At 67.9% G+C, this 15,645-nt stretch carries 13 protein-coding genes; 7 read left to right on the plus strand and 6 right to left on the minus strand.

The features are described from left to right. Nucleotides 1-16: 16 nt before the first annotated feature. Nucleotides 17-1,285 carry an MFS transporter gene (locus IHE57_RS01135; RefSeq protein WP_366933817.1) on the plus strand — a complete coding sequence of 423 codons (1,269 nt, stop codon included), beginning with the start codon at nt 17-19 and terminating at the stop codon, nt 1,283-1,285. Further along, nucleotides 1,282-2,058, plus strand: a complete 777-nt coding sequence (locus tag IHE57_RS01140) for an MOSC domain-containing protein (RefSeq protein WP_209370210.1) — start codon at nt 1,282-1,284, stop codon at nt 2,056-2,058. The genes IHE57_RS01135 and IHE57_RS01140 overlap by 4 nt, the downstream gene beginning before the upstream one ends. Here the strand turns inward: IHE57_RS01140 and kynU are convergent. Together kynU and IHE57_RS01150 are read right to left on the minus strand one after the other, a co-directional pair. Further along, on the minus strand, nt 2,051-3,400 hold the full coding sequence (gene kynU / locus IHE57_RS01145) for a kynureninase (RefSeq protein WP_209370211.1): 1,350 nt from the start codon (nt 3,398-3,400) through the stop codon (nt 2,051-2,053). The two genes, IHE57_RS01140 and kynU, sit on opposite strands and share 8 nt — an antisense overlap. Then, nucleotides 3,397-4,791, minus strand: a complete 1,395-nt coding sequence (locus IHE57_RS01150; protein WP_209370213.1) for an APC family permease — start codon at nt 4,789-4,791, stop codon at nt 3,397-3,399. The genes kynU and IHE57_RS01150 overlap by 4 nt, the downstream gene beginning before the upstream one ends. Before the next feature lie 150 nt (nt 4,792-4,941). Between IHE57_RS01150 and IHE57_RS01155 the strand changes: the two genes are divergently transcribed. Then, nucleotides 4,942-5,427: an Lrp/AsnC family transcriptional regulator gene (locus IHE57_RS01155; protein ID WP_343071812.1), complete on the plus strand. Its 486-nt coding sequence runs from the start codon at nt 4,942-4,944 to the stop codon at nt 5,425-5,427. Nucleotides 5,428-5,609: 182 nt separating this feature from the next. Next, complete coding sequence (locus IHE57_RS01160) at nt 5,610-6,167, plus strand: OsmC family protein (RefSeq protein WP_209370217.1); 558 nt, start codon at nt 5,610-5,612, stop codon at nt 6,165-6,167. Between the two features lie 58 nt (nt 6,168-6,225). Here the strand turns inward: IHE57_RS01160 and recQ are convergent, their stop codons facing one another. Both recQ and IHE57_RS01170 read right to left on the minus strand, forming a co-directional pair. Next, complete coding sequence (gene recQ / locus IHE57_RS01165) at nt 6,226-8,061, minus strand: DNA helicase RecQ (RefSeq protein ID WP_209370219.1); 1,836 nt, start codon at nt 8,059-8,061, stop codon at nt 6,226-6,228. A gap of 293 nt (nt 8,062-8,354) precedes the next feature. Further along, nucleotides 8,355-9,566, minus strand: a complete 1,212-nt coding sequence (locus IHE57_RS01170) for an MFS transporter (protein WP_209370221.1) — start codon at nt 9,564-9,566, stop codon at nt 8,355-8,357. A gap of 175 nt (nt 9,567-9,741) precedes the next feature. Between IHE57_RS01170 and IHE57_RS01175 the strand changes: the two genes are divergently transcribed. The 3 genes from IHE57_RS01175 to otsB all read left to right on the plus strand — a co-directional run bounded on the left by IHE57_RS01175 (nt 9,742) and on the right by otsB (nt 13,750). Then, on the plus strand, nt 9,742-10,197 hold the full coding sequence (locus IHE57_RS01175) for a Rieske (2Fe-2S) protein (RefSeq protein ID WP_209370223.1): 456 nt from the start codon (nt 9,742-9,744) through the stop codon (nt 10,195-10,197). A 128-nt stretch (nt 10,198-10,325) separates the two neighbouring features. Further along, complete coding sequence (locus IHE57_RS01180; RefSeq protein WP_209370225.1) at nt 10,326-11,060, plus strand: HdeD family acid-resistance protein; 735 nt, start codon at nt 10,326-10,328, stop codon at nt 11,058-11,060. 44 nt (nt 11,061-11,104) lie between these two features. After that, complete coding sequence (otsB, locus tag IHE57_RS01185) at nt 11,105-13,750, plus strand: trehalose-phosphatase (protein WP_209370227.1); 2,646 nt, start codon at nt 11,105-11,107, stop codon at nt 13,748-13,750. Between the two features lie 112 nt (nt 13,751-13,862). Here the strand turns inward: otsB and IHE57_RS01190 are convergent, their stop codons facing one another. Beyond that, nucleotides 13,863-14,315 (minus strand): MaoC family dehydratase, encoded by a 453-nt coding sequence (locus IHE57_RS01190; protein ID WP_209370229.1) that lies wholly within the window; start codon nt 14,313-14,315, stop codon nt 13,863-13,865. Nucleotides 14,316-14,537: 222 nt separating this feature from the next. After that, nucleotides 14,538-15,641: a M15 family metallopeptidase gene (locus IHE57_RS01195; protein WP_209370231.1), complete on the minus strand. Its 1,104-nt coding sequence runs from the start codon at nt 15,639-15,641 to the stop codon at nt 14,538-14,540. Nucleotides 15,642-15,645: the final 4 nt, after the last annotated feature.

The following is a 15,645-nucleotide window of genomic DNA, read 5'->3' on the forward strand; positions in this document are numbered from 1 at the left end:
GTGTGAGAATGGGTGCGTGAGCGAGAATATCCCCAGTGCCGGCGACGAGTCGGCGGCCCCACGTCGTTTCAGCGTGCTGCGCAGCTGGAAGACCGCACCATACCTGGTCGGATCCGGAACCGCGATGATGGGTGACAACATCGAGCACGTCATCACCTACTGGGTGCTGTGGCAGAAGTTCGAATCCCCCGCGCTCGTCGGCTTCCAGCTCATCAGCCACTGGCTGCCGTTCCTGCTCCTGTCCGTCTACGCGGGCTCCCTGGCGGAGAGATTCGACTGCCGACGACTCATCCAGATCGGCCAGATCATGTTCATGGCCGTGTCCCTGTGCTGGGGCATCCTGTTCCTCACCGATTCCCTGCAGCTGTGGCAGGCGTGCATCCTCCTCGTCATCCATGGGCTCGCCGGGTGCCTGTGGGGGCCGGCGGAGCAGATGATGCTCCACGACTTCGTCGACCGGTCAGAGCTGCCGAGCGCGGTGCGGCTCAATGCCACCTTCCGCAGCCTCGGCATCCTCTTCGGGCCCGTCGTCGGTTCCGCCCTGCTGCTCGGGTTCGGACCGACCTGGGGCATCTTCATCAACATCGTCTTCTACCTGCCGCTGACGCTCTTCCTCATCCGCACCCCCTTCACCGGCCACCTGCGCAGCGGCGGTGTGCGGACGGCCAGGACGACGCTGCTGGCATCGCTCAAGGTGCTCGTGGAGGTCCGCCACAACCGGTCGATCATCGGCATGCTCCTGCTCGCCGCGCTCGCCTCGATCACGATCGGTGCGGTGCTGCAGACCGCGATGCCGGTCTTCGGTGAGATCCTCACCCCGACGGGCGGAGACAGCGACTTCACCTACGGGGTGCTGCTCTTCGCGATGGGCGCCGGCGGAGTGCTCGGCGGATTCGCCCTCGAGGCGACCGGTTGGATCAAGGCGGTCCCCTCCGCGGCGGCGCTGGCGGCCGCGGCCATGGGGCTGAGCGCGGTGATCTTCGCCGTGACTGCGCAGCTGTGGTTGGCGATCATCATGCTCGTGCTGGCCGGGGTCTCGAAGATCACGGCCGAGTCGACCGAGATGGCGATCATCCAGCTCGAGGCGCCCGCCGAGATCCGCGGGCGCGTCATCGGGTCCTATGCGATGTTCGGGCCCGGCATGCAGACCTTCTCCGGAGTCACCGTCGGTGTGCTGGGCACGATCGCCACGATCCCACAGGCCGTCATCATCGGCGGCACGACCCTGGCCATCGGAGCGGTGGCCATCGGCGCCTACGCCGTGACCGGACGGAAGCTCACATGACCTCGCGGCCCGGGGAGAGCCTCGATGCCGTGTCGGTCGGGTTCGCTCCGGTCAAGGGCACACGGCACGTCCGCCGCCCGGATGCGCAGTTCGACGCCGAGGGGCCGGTCGGCGACCGCCGTTACTGCCTCGTCGACGTCGAGCGGCGTCAGGTGCTCAAGACCGTCCAGCACCCGAGCCTCCTCGGGGTCACGGCCGAACTGCGCGGGCAGGAGCTGGCGATCACGCTGCCCGACGGCCGATCCGTCTGCGCTGCGCCCGCCACCGGCGACGAGGTTCTCACCTGCGACTACTGGAAGCGCACGACCGATCTCAGCCTCACGCGCGGCCCGCACGCCGCACTGCTGTCGATGTGGCTCGGACGTCCCGTGCGTCTGGCCCGGGCCCCTCGGGGAGACATCGTCTTCGGTGCACCGGTGTCCATCGTCACCACGGCCTCGATCGGCGAACTCGCCGACCGGGTGTCCCGCCCGGAGCTGATCGACGAGGCGGCCCGATTCCGTGCGACCTTCGTCGTCGACACGGATGTCCCCTTCGCCGAGGAGGCCTGGCAGGGCCGGGAGGTCAGCCTCGTCGGCCCCGACCACGGCGAGGTCCGGGTGTGCATCGGGGCACCGATCCCGCGATGCGCGGTGATCGACCTCGACCCGGTCACCGGTGAGCGGAATGCGCGCCTGCTGAGAGCACTGGCCGACTACCGTCCGGCCAACGAGTTCGGCGAACCCCTCTTCGGGGTCTACGCCGAGATCGTCAGCCGGCCCGGACTCAGGTGACGGCGCCGCGGACCTTGTGCTGCGGGGCGTCCCAGAGACGATTGTCGAGGATGTCGCGCAGGACCTCGACGGTGTCCCAGACATCGGCGAAGCCGACGTAGAGCGGGGTGAGGCCGAAGCGCAGCACCTCGGGCTCGCGGTAGTCGCCGATGACGCCGCGTTCGATGAGCGCACTCATCACCGCGAATCCCTCGGGGTGGGTGATCGAGACCTGCGAGCCGCGCTGCGCGTGCTCGCGCGGAGTCACGACCTCGACGGGATGATGCGACAGACGCGAATCGACGAGCTCGATGAACAGGTCGGACAGAGCCAGCGACTTCTGCCGCACGGCCGCCATGTCGGCCCGGGAGTGGATGTCGAGACCGACTTCGGCGACAGACATCGAGATGATGCCCTGTGTGCCGGTGAGGTAGCGCCGGATGCCCTCGGCCGGGGTGTAGCTCGGCTCCATCTCGAAGGGCTGCTTGTGGCCCCACCATCCCGACAGCGGCTGTGTGAAGCGTGTCCGCAGAGCCTCGGAGACCCAGACGAACGCGGGGGAGCCCGGACCGCCGTTGAGGAACTTGTAGGTGCATCCGACCGCTAAGTCCGCACCCGAGCCGGCCAGGTCGATCTCGAGCGCACCGGCCGAATGGCAGAGGTCCCAGATCGCCAGGGCTCCGCCGGCATGGATCGCCGAGGTCGTCGACTCCATGTCGAAGAGGCGCCCGGTGCGGTAGTTGACGTGGGTGAGGACGACGAAGGCCACCTCATCGGTCAGGGCCGTGGGGAACCCGGCGGTCACCTCGGCGTCGTCGACGAGGCGGACCTCCCAGCCGTCGCCGAGCTGTTCGGCCAGTCCCTCGAGCATGTAGATGTCGGAGGGGAAGTTCTCCCTCTGGGTGAGGATGACGCGGCGTCCCGGAGCATCGGCGGTCTGGATCTTGCAGGCGGCCGAGGCGGCTTTGAACAGGTTGATCGAGGTCGTGTCGGTCACGACAGTGGCCCCGGCGCCGCCCCCGACGAGGCCCGCGACCTTGTCGCCGAGCACGGCGGGCAGGTCGAACCAGCCGGCGTCGTTCCAGGAGCGGATCAATCCGGTGCCCCATTCCTGGGAGATGACGTCCTGGGCCCGCTCGGCGGCTCCCTTCGTCTGTGCGCCGAGGGAGTTGCCGTCGAGGTAGATCGTCTCCGGCGGGAGGACGAACTCATCGCGGAATCCGCGGAGGGGATCGTCGGCATCTCGCTGCGCACAGGCCGCGCGATCGAGCGCATCTGCGCCGACACGGGCCCGTTCGGAAGCGCGAGAGTCAGCAGGGTCGGTGATGGGTTCGGCGTCGCGTCCGTCGTCGAGAGTCGTCATGGTGTCGTCCTTTCGGTGCTGTTGTCGTTCAGTCTGGCAGGTTCGTCGGCGTCTGAGTCAGAAGCGGCCTCGCGAGCGGCGAGGATCCTGGCCACGGCCGGGTATCGGAGAGCCATGATGAGGACTCCGATCGCCAGCCACGCCGCCAGCGCGATCCACACCACCGGTGTGAAGTCGGCTGCGAGCAGGGTGATCTGGTAGAGGTTGACCGCCGTGCCGACCACCGTCAGCGCCCAATGCAGCCAGACGGGGATCGAGAAGGGTGCCCGGGCGAGGGCGTCGGGCATGACATAGCGCATGCGCAGGGAGACGATGAGGATGACGATGAGCATGACCTGCACCAGCGCCGAGGCGGCCGTGCCGATGATCGAGATGTCGAGACCGGCGATCGCGGGGACGATGCCGAGGACGAAGAGCGCGGTGAGGATCCGATGCGGAGTGCCGAACCGGGCATTGACCCGTCCGAACGCCGCCGGCAGCCAGCCGTCGTCGGTGGCGGCGACCAGGCCCTTCGACCCCCACAGGAGCTGGGCGTTGAGCGTCGAGACGATCGCGACCATCGCTCCGCCGAGGATGAAGAACACCCACCAGCCGTGGGGCATGATCTCTGCGGCCACGACCGACAGGGGCTGATCGGCGACCTCGGCGATGGGAAGGACGCCGACGGCGGGAATCGCGATGAGCACGTAGAGGAGCCCGACGACGAGGGTGCCGCCGATCATCGCCAGAGGGATGTCGCGAGAGGGGTTCTTCATCTCGCGCCCGAGCTCGGCGACGCCGAAGCTGCCCATCGTGGCGAAGGTGAGCAGCGCCGCCGCGGACAGGAGCTGGGTGAAGCCGTGCGGCAGCGGCTCGGGATAGGCGTTCCATTCGATGTGGCCGAAGCCGTTGACGATGAACACGGAGAAGCCGATGAGCATGAGGACCATGAGCCAGACTCCCACCCGCGAGGAGAAGGCGGCGCCCATGAGGTTCGCGATGTAGAAGATGCTGACGATGACGACCGCGACGATGACCGGATCGAAGGAGTCCGAGAGCGAGTGCAGATAGATCCCGGCGGACAGGCCGTAGAGGCTGAGCGCGCACTGCTGCATGAGCGCCATCCACATGTTGATGAAACCGAGTCGCGGGTCGACGACCCGCGCAGGCCAGGTGTAGGTCCCGCCGACCGCGGGAAGGGCAGAGGCCATCGCCGCATAGGGGATCGAGACGAGGATGATCGTGACCACTGCGATGATGTAGGCCCAGGGCGTTCCGCCGCCGGTGATTCCGATCGCCACGCCGGTGAGCGAGACGATGCCGCCGCCGATCACCTGATTGATCGTCACGCTCAGCGCACCGGGCAGTCCGATCGTGCGTTTGAGCTGGTCCTGATTGAGCTTGGCTGCCACGAGAGTCTCCCGAGTCGTCGTCTTCGCCGATCCGTTCCGCCTCTGCGATGAGGGGCGCGGCGAGCATTCGCGTATGTGCCTCATCCTGGCATGGCATTCGGATATGATGGGCAGAATCCGAATGGAACCGAGTCAAGGAGGGGAAACTTCGTGAATGATTCGACTCTCATTGCCGATCATCGCTCCGATTCGGCGGATGTTCGACTCGCCGAGGTGGATCTGGCGATTCTGCGTGAGCTCAGTGCCGACGCCCGGATCTCGAACAAGACCCTCGCCGCGCGCGTGGGGTTGGCGCCATCGACCTGCTCGGGCCGCGTCAGCGCGCTGCGGCAGAGCGGGGTGCTGCGCGGTTTCCACGCCGACATCGACTACGAGAAGCTCGGGCTGAGCGTGTTCGGAATGATCTCCGTGCGCGTGACCCCGGTCGGCCGTTCGCAGCTGCGCAGTGTCATCGACCGGCTGCTCGAGGCGGCTGAGACGCTCGAGGTGTATCAGGTGTCGGGGGAGCGGGATCTCCTCGTCCACGTCGCCTGTGACCATCCGACGGGACTGCACCGATTCATCGAGCAGAATCTGTCCGATCCGACGATCGCGCACACACAGACGAGTCTTGTGTTCGGCCATCATCGGAAGTGACGATCTCGCACATACTGATGACGGCGCAGACGATGGCTCGTGTGTCGGCAGATGACACCGGATGACCCGAAGATGTCGGCGGGCGTCGGAAGCCGACGGAGTCAGGGCGGCCCGTCGGCGGAGATTCCTAGGCTGGGGTCGGCAATCACCCAAGCAATAGCACCGACACCGGAGGACCCGTCATGACTGCAGCCGCCACTGAACTCGACATCGCCGACATCACTGCGCAGGAGCGTGCCGAGCGCCTCGACGCAGCGGGCAGCGCCTGGAATGAGCGTCTGGCCGCCTCGGCGACGAACGGCCGCCTGAAGTTCTCGGCCTCCGGCACGGCCCGCGGGTCAGTGTCTTCGGTGATCACCGCCGGGAAGCACAGCTTCGCCGTCGACGAACCGACCCCGCTGGCTGGCGATGACGCAGCCCCGAACCCCGTCGAATACGCGCTCGGAGCGCTCATCTCCTGCCAGATCGTCGTCTACCGTCTCTACGCCCACAATCTCGGGCTGACCATCGACGAACTCGATGTCACCGCCGAGGGCGACCTCGACGTGCAGGGACTCTTCGGAGCCGATGAGACCGTCCGCCCCGGGTTCTCCGCCGTGCGGGTGTCCGTGAACGTCTCGGGACCCGACGACGCCGAGGACTACCGCAAGCTGCAGGAGACTGTCGATGCCCACTGCCCGGTCTTCGACATCTTCACCAACCCGACGCCGATCGACGTCACTGTGACGAAAGTCGACTGAGGACGAGGGACGTCACGGTCAGAGAGACGGCTGAGGAGTATTCGTCGGCTCTGACTGATCAGCCCGAATGCGCGGCGAGGACCTCGAGGACGGCCTCTCCGTAGCGGTCGAGCTTCTTCAGGCCCACCCCGCTGATCTGGCCGAGTTCGCTGATCGAGTTCGGCTTCGCCTCGACGACGCCGTACAGCGTGGCATCGGGGAAGACGACGTAGGCGGGCACACCCTGCTCCTTCGCCTGCGCACCGCGCCAACTGCGCAGAGCTTCGAACAGGGAGGCATCGGCAGGGTCGAGCTCGACCTCGGGGCCGCCTCCGCGGCGTGTTCCTGCTTTCTTCGCGCCCGCCTTCTTGACCGGGTCGACGCGCAGTGAGATCTCCTCTTCGCCGCGCAGGACTGGGCCGGCCGCCTCGCCGAGGACGAGCACCCCGTAGTCACCGTGGGACTCCAGCAGCCCGCGAGCGAGCACCTGCCTGATGACGGTCTTCCACTGGCTCTCGGAGAGATCCGCTCCCACACCCCAGACGCTCAGGCTCTCATGATCGGAGGCCCGGGAGCGCTCGTTGTCGTTTCCGCGCAGCACATCGATGACCTGACCGGAACCGAAGCGCTGCCCGCGTTCCCGGTCGAGGCGGATGACCGCCGACAGCAGCTTCTGCACGGCCACGGTCGCGTCCCAGGTCGCCGGCGGCGTGAGGCAGGTATCGCAGTTGCCGCAGGGTGCGGAGTCCTCATCGAAGTAGCGCAGCAGCTGGACGCGCCGGCAGTCGACGGTCTCGCACAGGGCGAGCATCGCATCGAGGTGGCTCATCTGGCGGCGTTTGAACGCCTGGTCGCCCTCACCGGATTCGATGAGGCGGCGCTGGGAGACGACATCGCCGAGGCCGTAGACCATCCATGCGTCCGCGGGCAGTCCGTCGCGTCCGGCGCGTCCGGTCTCCTGGTAGTAGCCTTCGACGGATCGAGGCAGGTCGAGGTGGGCGACGAAGCGGACGTCGGGTTTGTCGATGCCCATGCCGAAGGCGATCGTGGCGACCATGACGATGCCGTCCTCGCGGAGGAACCGGGCCTGGTTCTCCGCCCGAACCTCGGCGGGCAGTCCCGCGTGATAGGGCAGGGCGGTGATGCCGCGGGCGGCGAGCGCCTCGGCGAGCTGGTCGACACCGCGCCGGGAGAGGCAGTAGACGATCCCCGCGTCCCCGGGATGCTCGGTGGTGATGAAGTTCAGCAGCTGGGACCGCGCCGAGGCCTTCGGCTCGATCCGGTAGGTGATGTTCGGCCGGTCGAAGCTCGCCACATAGTGCTCGGCGCCCTGCATGTGGAGCCGCTCGGTGAGTTCGGCGTGGGTGGCCGGTGTCGCCGTGGCGGTCAGCGCGATGCGCGGGACATCGGGGAACCGTTCGGCCAGCACCCCGAGGCCCAGATAGTCGCTGCGGAAGTCGTGGCCCCATTGGGACACGCAGTGGGCCTCGTCGATGGCGAACAGCGAGATCTGCGCCTGCTCGAGCAGCCGCATCGTCCGCGGCAGCACGAGGCGTTCGGGAGCGAGGTAGAGCAGGTCGATCTCACCGGCCAGCAGCTGCTGCTCGACCTGGCCGGCAGTGTCGAGATCGAGGGAGGAGTTGAGGTAGGCGGCGCGCACGCCGAGGTTCTCCAAAGCGGCGACCTGATCGGCCATGAGCGCGATGAGCGGTGAGACGACCACGCCCGTACCTGGCCTGACCAGGCTCGGAACCTGGTAGCACAGGGACTTTCCGCCACCGGTGGGCATGAGGACTACTGCGTCGCCTCCGCCGACGACCTGGTCGACGACGGCCGCCTGCTGACCCCGGAAGTCCTCATAGCCGAAGACATCATGGAGGACGTCGAGGGCGGAGGTCGTAGCTGTGGAGGTCATGGCTCCCACCCTAGTTCACGCACCTGACACGAACATCGTGGTGCCTCGGCCCGGCCCGGCTGCTGGAGGTTGGGACCCGCCGTCCCGGTCGCTGGAGGCTGGGACGGCTCCGGCGGCTGGAGGCCGGGACGGCTCCGGCGGCTGGAGGCCGGGACGGCTCCGGCGGCTGGAGGCGAGAGGTGGTCGCAATCGGATACTTTGCCGCGAAAAAACTGTCCGAACGCGACCACTTCTCGACGGGCATCATCCGAAGGTGACCACTTCTCGACGGGCACAGCCCTCAGCACCACCTCTCAGCGCACAGCGAACCTCCGGGCCGCGACGAGGCCGAGCACGGAGACGGCGGCCACCGCGACGGCGAAGATCGTCGTCGCCTCGGCCAGACCCACCTCGGCGGCGAGGAAGCCGACGCCGATCGCGGGCACGGACATGAACACATAGGAGAGGATGAAGTACGAGGTCGTCGCCTCGGTGCGTCGATCCGGCTCGGTCGCCGAGGTGATCGCCCGCATCCCGGTCATGAACACGAGCCCCTGACCGGCTCCTGCCAGCAGCGCCGAGCCTATGAGGACCGCCAGGGAGCTCAGCGTCAGCGCGAGCACGAGGGCGCCCATGCTCACGATCATCGTCAGAGTGCCGCCGATGATGAGGCGACGATCGCTCAGCCCGCGCAGGAGCAGCTGCGCGGTCGCCGAGGCTCCGAAGAGGAGGAAGACGACGGTGCCGGTGATCGCAGTCGAGGTGATCTGCAGGGTCTGACCGATGAAGCTCGGCGCGATCGCCGAATACAGCCCGCACACGGCGAAGCCCGTGATCGCTCCCGGAGCGGCCGCCAGGAACATCCGCCTCGATTCTGACGGGATCCCCGGCAGCTGCAGGCGCACGGCGGCGGGGTTCGCGCGAGTGCGGTCACGGATGAGGGCCAGGGCGAATCCGGCGACGATGAGCATGATCGCGTTGACGAGGAAGGGCGTGAACAGGGGACCGGAGGCGAACCGGGCGAGGAGGCCGGACATGAGGATGCCCAGCCCGAGCCCACCCATGTTCGCGGCCGTCGCCAGGGAACCGGCCAGCCGTTCGCGTCCGGACGGGGCGTTCTCGAGCACGGTGACGGTGGCCGTGGAGGTGAAGATCCCCGCGGCCAGACCCGACAGGACGCGCCCGACGAGCAGCAGGCCCACGTTCGCACCGATGAGGAACAGCACCGCCGAGGCGATCGAGAAGACCACTCCGACCGCGAGGACCGGTCGGCGGCCGAGCCCGTCGGAGAGGCGACCGAAGAGCACGAGTGCGGCGATGACGCCGAGCGCGTAGATCGCGAAGAGCTGCGTGGTGAACGCGGTGCCGAAGTCGAACCGGCCCGCGTAGAGGGGGTAGAGAGGCGTGGGCAGAGTCGTGCCCATCATGACGACGGTGAACACATACGCCGAGGCGGCCAGGCCCCACCCGGAATTCGCGCGGGGTCTCGCGGGCTGCCGATCGTCCGGCGCCGTTTCCTCGGGCACTGCTCCACCGCCTTCCTCTCTGGGACCTGCGCACCCGCCTTCCTCTCTGGGACCTGCGCACCCGCCGAGGCGGCTGCGCAGCGAGCCGTGAGCGATTGTACGCTGGAACCCGGGCACCCATGCCCTGATATCGGCATGATGGATTGCGCGCACCCGCGAGAAGGAGCAGATTCCGATGGAGACGAGACCGAACGGCCCCGAGACGGCTGGAGCAACCGCGCACCCGAGCCGGCGCCGTGTGATGAGGACCGCGGGCGCCGCCGGGACGGTGGCGGTCATCGGTTCCTCGGTGGCGTTCACCTCGGCGTGCTCCTCGGACGAGGAGGAGTCGGCCCCCACGAAGGACGCGAACCTTCCGTCCTCCGATGTGCCCGTCGGATCGGGCACGGTCATCGAGGACACCTATGTCGTGACTCAGCCGAAGGAGGGGGAGTTCTTCGCCTTCTCCTCCGTGTGCACTCACCAGGGCTGCCAGGTCAAGAGGGTCACCGAGGAGGCCATCATCTGCCCCTGCCATTCCTCGAACTTCTCGGTCACCACCGGCGAGGTGCTGTCCGGTCCGGCCGAGGAACCGCTCCCGCAGTACGAAGTCACCGAGGCGGACGGGACCCTGACGATCAAGGGCAAGTGAGGCGTCCGCCGCCGTCGGCGAACTCTCTCGTCCTCGGCGCACCAGGACCGGTCGGCCCAGACCGTCGCTCGCGGAGCGGTGGGGGCTGTCCGGACAGACTCAGGCGGGACACCTAGACTGGTGTCGTGATGAGTACCGAAGAACCGCGCACCGAATCCACGTCTCAGCGTTCCGAGCCGTCCCCGCAGGCCGTCGCCGCGGCGAAACGGCTCGGTGCGCCCATGATCGTCCGCGGAGTCCTCGGCGTCGCCTTCGGGATCGTGACCGTCTTCTGGCCGCGCGACGCCGTCAACCCCGCGCAGCTGAGCCTGCCGACCGATGTCGTCGACCATCTCGCGATCGGATACCTCATCCTCTTCGCCCTGGTCCTCGTCTTCCAGGCTGTGCGTTCACCGCTGAATGTGCGCACTGCGGTCTACGGACAGGCCGTCATCGCGGTCCCGGCCATCGTCTTCCTCTTCCTCGCCGACCAGCCCGCCGAACTGCGTGCGGCACTGAGCATCTGGGCCCTGCTCCACGGCGTCCTCGAGCTCTGGAGCTGGCGCCAGCTGAAATCTCAGCCCATGGCCTCGGACTTCCTCATCGCCGCGGGAGTCCACGTGCTGCTGGGCATCATCCTCGTCTTCGGCGACGGCATGGAGGCCCTGTCGATCCTCGGCTTCACCGGCGCCGCGACTCTCATCGCCGGCGTGATCCTCATCATCGGCGGCTACTCCCGCCTGAGCAAGGCGCGCCAGCTGGCTCAGCGCGGCGAACTGCCGGAGCCGATCGATCCCGACGCAGCGAACCCCGCCGAGGCGACCGACCGGTCCGCCGATGCCACCGATGGCCCTGACGAAACCGCGCCGAAGAAAGAGCCCTGAGGGGCACCTGAGGCACTCAAGCCACTCAAGACACCCGAGGTGAGATGAGCACTGTCGAGCACGAGAGCGTGACCGAGTCCCGATTGGCCTCCATCGCCGCTTCGGTGAGGTCCTCCGAACTGCTGGGCGACCTCGCCGAAGCCAGTCGCGAACTCGACCCGGCGCTGTTCCGGCGCCTGTTCGAGCTCTCCCGTTCCCCGTCCCTGCTGGTGGCCACCGATTACGACGGCACGATCGCGCCGATCGTCGAAATGCCGGGCGAGGCCTTTCCGCTGGAGAGCTCGGTGGATTCGATGCGCGCGCTCGCCCTGCTGCCGGCGACCTCGACCGGCGTGATCTCCGGGCGCAGCCTCCGCGACCTCGCGGCGATGTCGAGGCTGCCTCGCGAGGTCCACCTCTTCGGTTCCCACGGCGGCGAGACGGACACCTTCACCATCAACGCCCTCGACGAGGCGCAGCGGGCGACCCTGGCGGCCTTCCGTGCCGAGCTCACCCGCGTCCTGCCCGACGAGATCATCGAACACAAGACCACCGGCGCGGCCGTCCACCTGCGCGGACTGGACGAGACCGAACGTCTCCGCATCGAATCGGCCGTCGCGGAACTCGCCGCCGCTCACCCGATCCACCCGACTCGAGGCAAGCAGGTCATCGACCTCTCCGTCGTGCCCTCGTCGAAGGCCGAAGCACTCACTCGGCTGCGGGCCCAGACGGACGTGGAATCCGTCGTGTTCATCGGCGATGACACCGCGGATGAATTCGCGCTCGAGACCCTGGGCGAGAACGACCTCGGGCTCAAGGTCGGCCACGAGTCCGCAGCCACCCACGCGGACTTCCGTCTGCGCTCGCCCGACGAGGTCTCCGTGGTCCTCGGGGCGCTGTTCGAGCTGCGCAAATCCTGGCTCTTCGGCCGTCGGGCCACTCCGATCCAGCGGCACAGTCTGCTGGGCAACGGGCAGTCGACCGCGCTCGTCGATCCGTCCGGAAGCATCTGCTGGATGCCGCACCCCCTGCCCCACTCGGCCTCGATGTTCTCCGAGATCCTCGGTTCGGAGACGGCCGGCTTCTTCGCCGTCGCCCCCGCCTCGGGAGCGGCGCCCCTGACCCAGCGCTACATCGGCAATTCGACCCTGCTCGAGACGCGGTGGGCGGGCCTGAACTGCATCGACTACCTCGCTCCGGTCGACGGGTACAGCGATGACACGATCGTCGTGCGCGTGCTCACCGGAGACGTGCCCGCCCGGATCCGCTTCGCGCCTCGCCTCGACTATGCGACGGTGCCCACGCGCATGGCCAGGACCGACGAGGGCGTGCAGGTCCTCGGCACCTCGGAGCCGATCGAACTCTACGGTCCCGGGATCGACTTCGAACTCGTCGAGACCGGTGACTCCCACACCGCCGAGGCGACCGTCGTGCCCTCGCAGCAGCCCGAAGGCAGGGTCGTGCTCGTCCTCGCCTGCGGAACGGGCACCGGCGATGCCGGCTTCATGGCCACCGGGGGAGAGCACTATGTGCGCGAGCGTGCCCTGAACTTCTGGACCAACTGGGTCGATACGCTCACCCTGCCGGCACATCACCGCGAGGAGGTCATCCGTTCGGCGATCACCCTGCGCGCGCTGTGCCACGAACCGACCGGGGGAGTGCTCGCCGCACCCACGACCTCTCTGCCCGAGGGCATCGGCGGCGTCCGCAACTGGGACTACCGCTACACCTGGCTGCGCGATGGTTCGATGACCGTGCGCGCTCTCCTCGCCCTCGGATCGACCGGCGAGGCCGAGGGCTTCCTGACCTGGCTGTCAGGGGTGCTGGCCCGCACGGTCTCGCCCGAACAGCTCCACCCGCTCTACGCCGTGGACGGATCGGCGCTGACCACCGAGGCGGTGCTGGCCCACCTGCCCGGATACGCCGGGTCCCGGCCGGTGCGCGTGGGCAACGCCGCCGAGCATCAGGTGCAGCTGGACGTGTTCGGCCCGGTCACGGAGCTGCTCGACGAACTCAGCGACCACCTCGGCGAGCTCCCCGAGAACTACTGGCTGCTCACCTGTCAGATGGTCGAGGCCGTGAGCAAACGGTGGTTCGAACCCGATCACGGCATCTGGGAGGCCAGGCGGCCGCCCAAGCACAATATCTACACGCGAGTGATGTGTTGGGTGACGGTCGACCGGGCCCTGCGGATCGCGCACCGTTTCGGTCGGGAACCGCGCGGTGCGTGGCGGCAGCTGCGCGAGGAGATCGCCCAGGACGTGCTCACCTACGGCTTCAACGAGGAAGTCGGCGCCTTCACCGTCGCCTACGGCGAGACGGACCTCGATTCGGCTGCTCTGTTCGTCGGGCTCTCGGGTCTGCTGGAGGCCGACGATCCGCGCTTCGTGTCCACGGTCGACGCGATCGAGAGGGAGCTGCGGGTCGGGCCCACGGTCTTCCGCTACCGCTACGACGACGGGATGCCGGGGCTGGAGGGCGGATTCCACATCTGCACGACGTGGCTCATCGAGGCCTTCATCAAGGTCGGCCGCATCGATGACGCCTGGGATCTGTTCCGTCAGGTGAACAACCTGCTCGGCCCGACCGGGCTGCTGTCGGAGGAGTACGATCCCGTCGCCGAGGAGCACCTGGGCAACCACCCCCAGGCGTACTCCCACCTCGGCTACATCCGGGTCGCGCAGCTGCTCGACGAGCATCGTCCGAGCTGAGTACGGCATAGAGAAACGGGTCGCGCGTCGAAACACGTGGGACGCATGCGTTTCTCGATATGCAGCCCGTCTTTCGACACGCAGCCCGTGTCTCGGCGGGAGCGTCGCAGTCTCACTCGACGAGGAGGGTGACCACCTCGGCGATGCATGCGGGGCGTCCCTGGCCGTCGATCTCGATCGTGTGAGCGAGGATGACCTGCGTGCCCTTCTCGCCGCGGATGACGTCCTTGACCTCGATCTTCCCGCGCAGGCGCGAGCCGACGACGACGGGCTGGAGGAAGCGGACCTTGTTGAGGCCGTAGTTGACGCGGATGGACACGCCTTCGATGCTGAAGACCTCTGAGGAGAACTTCGGGATGAGCGAGAGGGTGAAGAAGCCGTGGACGATGGTCGCGCCATAAGGGCCCTCGGCCGCGCGGGCTTCGTCGACGTGGATCCACTGGTGGTCGGCGGTGACATCGGCGAAGATGTTGATGGCGTCCTGGTCGATCGTCGTCCACTCGGAGACGCCGAGCTCCTGACCGATGAGCGATTCGATCTCGTCGATGCCGTTGATGGTGCGCATATGAGGTCCTCCTTGACTGAGCGGACATTCGATTGAAAAGCGTCCTCTCAGGCATCATACGCGGGCGACCAGCAGGGGCCGCCAGTCCGTCCGGACTGCGAGTCGCAGATGTGCCTCCGCCCCGCCTCTCTCGCCGAGGTGGCTGGACCGTCCCGACGGCTGCGGCGACTTCGAACCCGCGTCCGCCCGGGTCCCTTCAGGCTGCCCGCAGGCTGTCGCGGATCAGTTGCCCTTGATCGAGCTCCGAGCGGGCGTGTACTCCCAGTGCCAGGGCTCGTACATGCTCGACTTCGCCCAGTCGGGATTCTCCCAGCCGTATTCGGCGCCGTGCTCGACGAGCCAGCTCCAGGCTCCGGACTTCGCTTCGACGCCGCCGCCGAGGTCGAGGGCGATGCCCCAGCCGTGCAGCGAGGTGCCCGGCTTGGCGGCCAGTCCCGGCTTGCGACCGGCGACCGAGACCTGCCCGGCCATGTCACGGTAGGAGTCGGTGATCTCGAGCTCCTTGCCCGTGTCCTTCTTGTACGCGGCGTTCATCTTCGCGAAGGAGACCGCGGCATCGGCACGCAGACGGTGATCTTCCTTGCCGAGGTCGCACAGCCATTCCTCGGGCAGCTCGCCGTTCCCGGCGGACCGGTCGAAGTTCTGCTTCGCATCGCAGCCGGGCAGCGCGCTCTTCTCGATGGCGCGGGACGCGGCTTCGACGTTCTTCTGCTTCGCGCTCGGGGCACCGATCTCGATCGACGACTTCCCCTTCGTCTCCGGCACGTCGGCGCTGACTTTTTCCGGGCTGATCGCCGCGGGCTCACCGGCGGCGTTCGGATCGGTCTTGACCTCGGCCCCGCCGAGGTTGTTGACGAGCATGGTCACCGCAGTTGCGGCTCCGGCCACGGAGACCGCGGCCAGTGTCGAGGCGGTTCGCAGCTTCCTCTTGCGCACGCTCTTCAGAAGAGTGCCGTCGGAGCCGCGGCGTTCGGCGATGCCGGCGCTGACGCGGCGCGGCGACTGGCCGGCAGTGGAGCCGAACGCGGAAGCCGACCGTGCTTCGGCGCTCTCGCGGGCCATCGCGGCCCGGCGCGGGGAGACTCCTGCAGCCTGCGCTTCGGCGGCTATCGCTGCCCGCCTGGTCGGCAGAGGGGCGGAGGCAGAAGACTGATGGGAGGCCGGTGAATCGGCCGGTTCAACCGTCGCCGACGCGGTCGGTGCCGAGGCTTCTGCGGCGGAAGCGCTGCGCTTGGGCGCGCGTCCGCGGGTGAAGGGGGCCGACCGCCGCCGGTGCAGATCCCGTCGACGCACGGGTGTCTCTGTGGTCGAGGATGGCTCTGACATAACT

Origin of the sequence: Brevibacterium renqingii (assembly GCF_017808105.1) — a bacterium.
GTDB classification, from domain to species: Bacteria; Actinomycetota; Actinomycetes; order Actinomycetales; family Brevibacteriaceae; genus Brevibacterium; species Brevibacterium renqingii.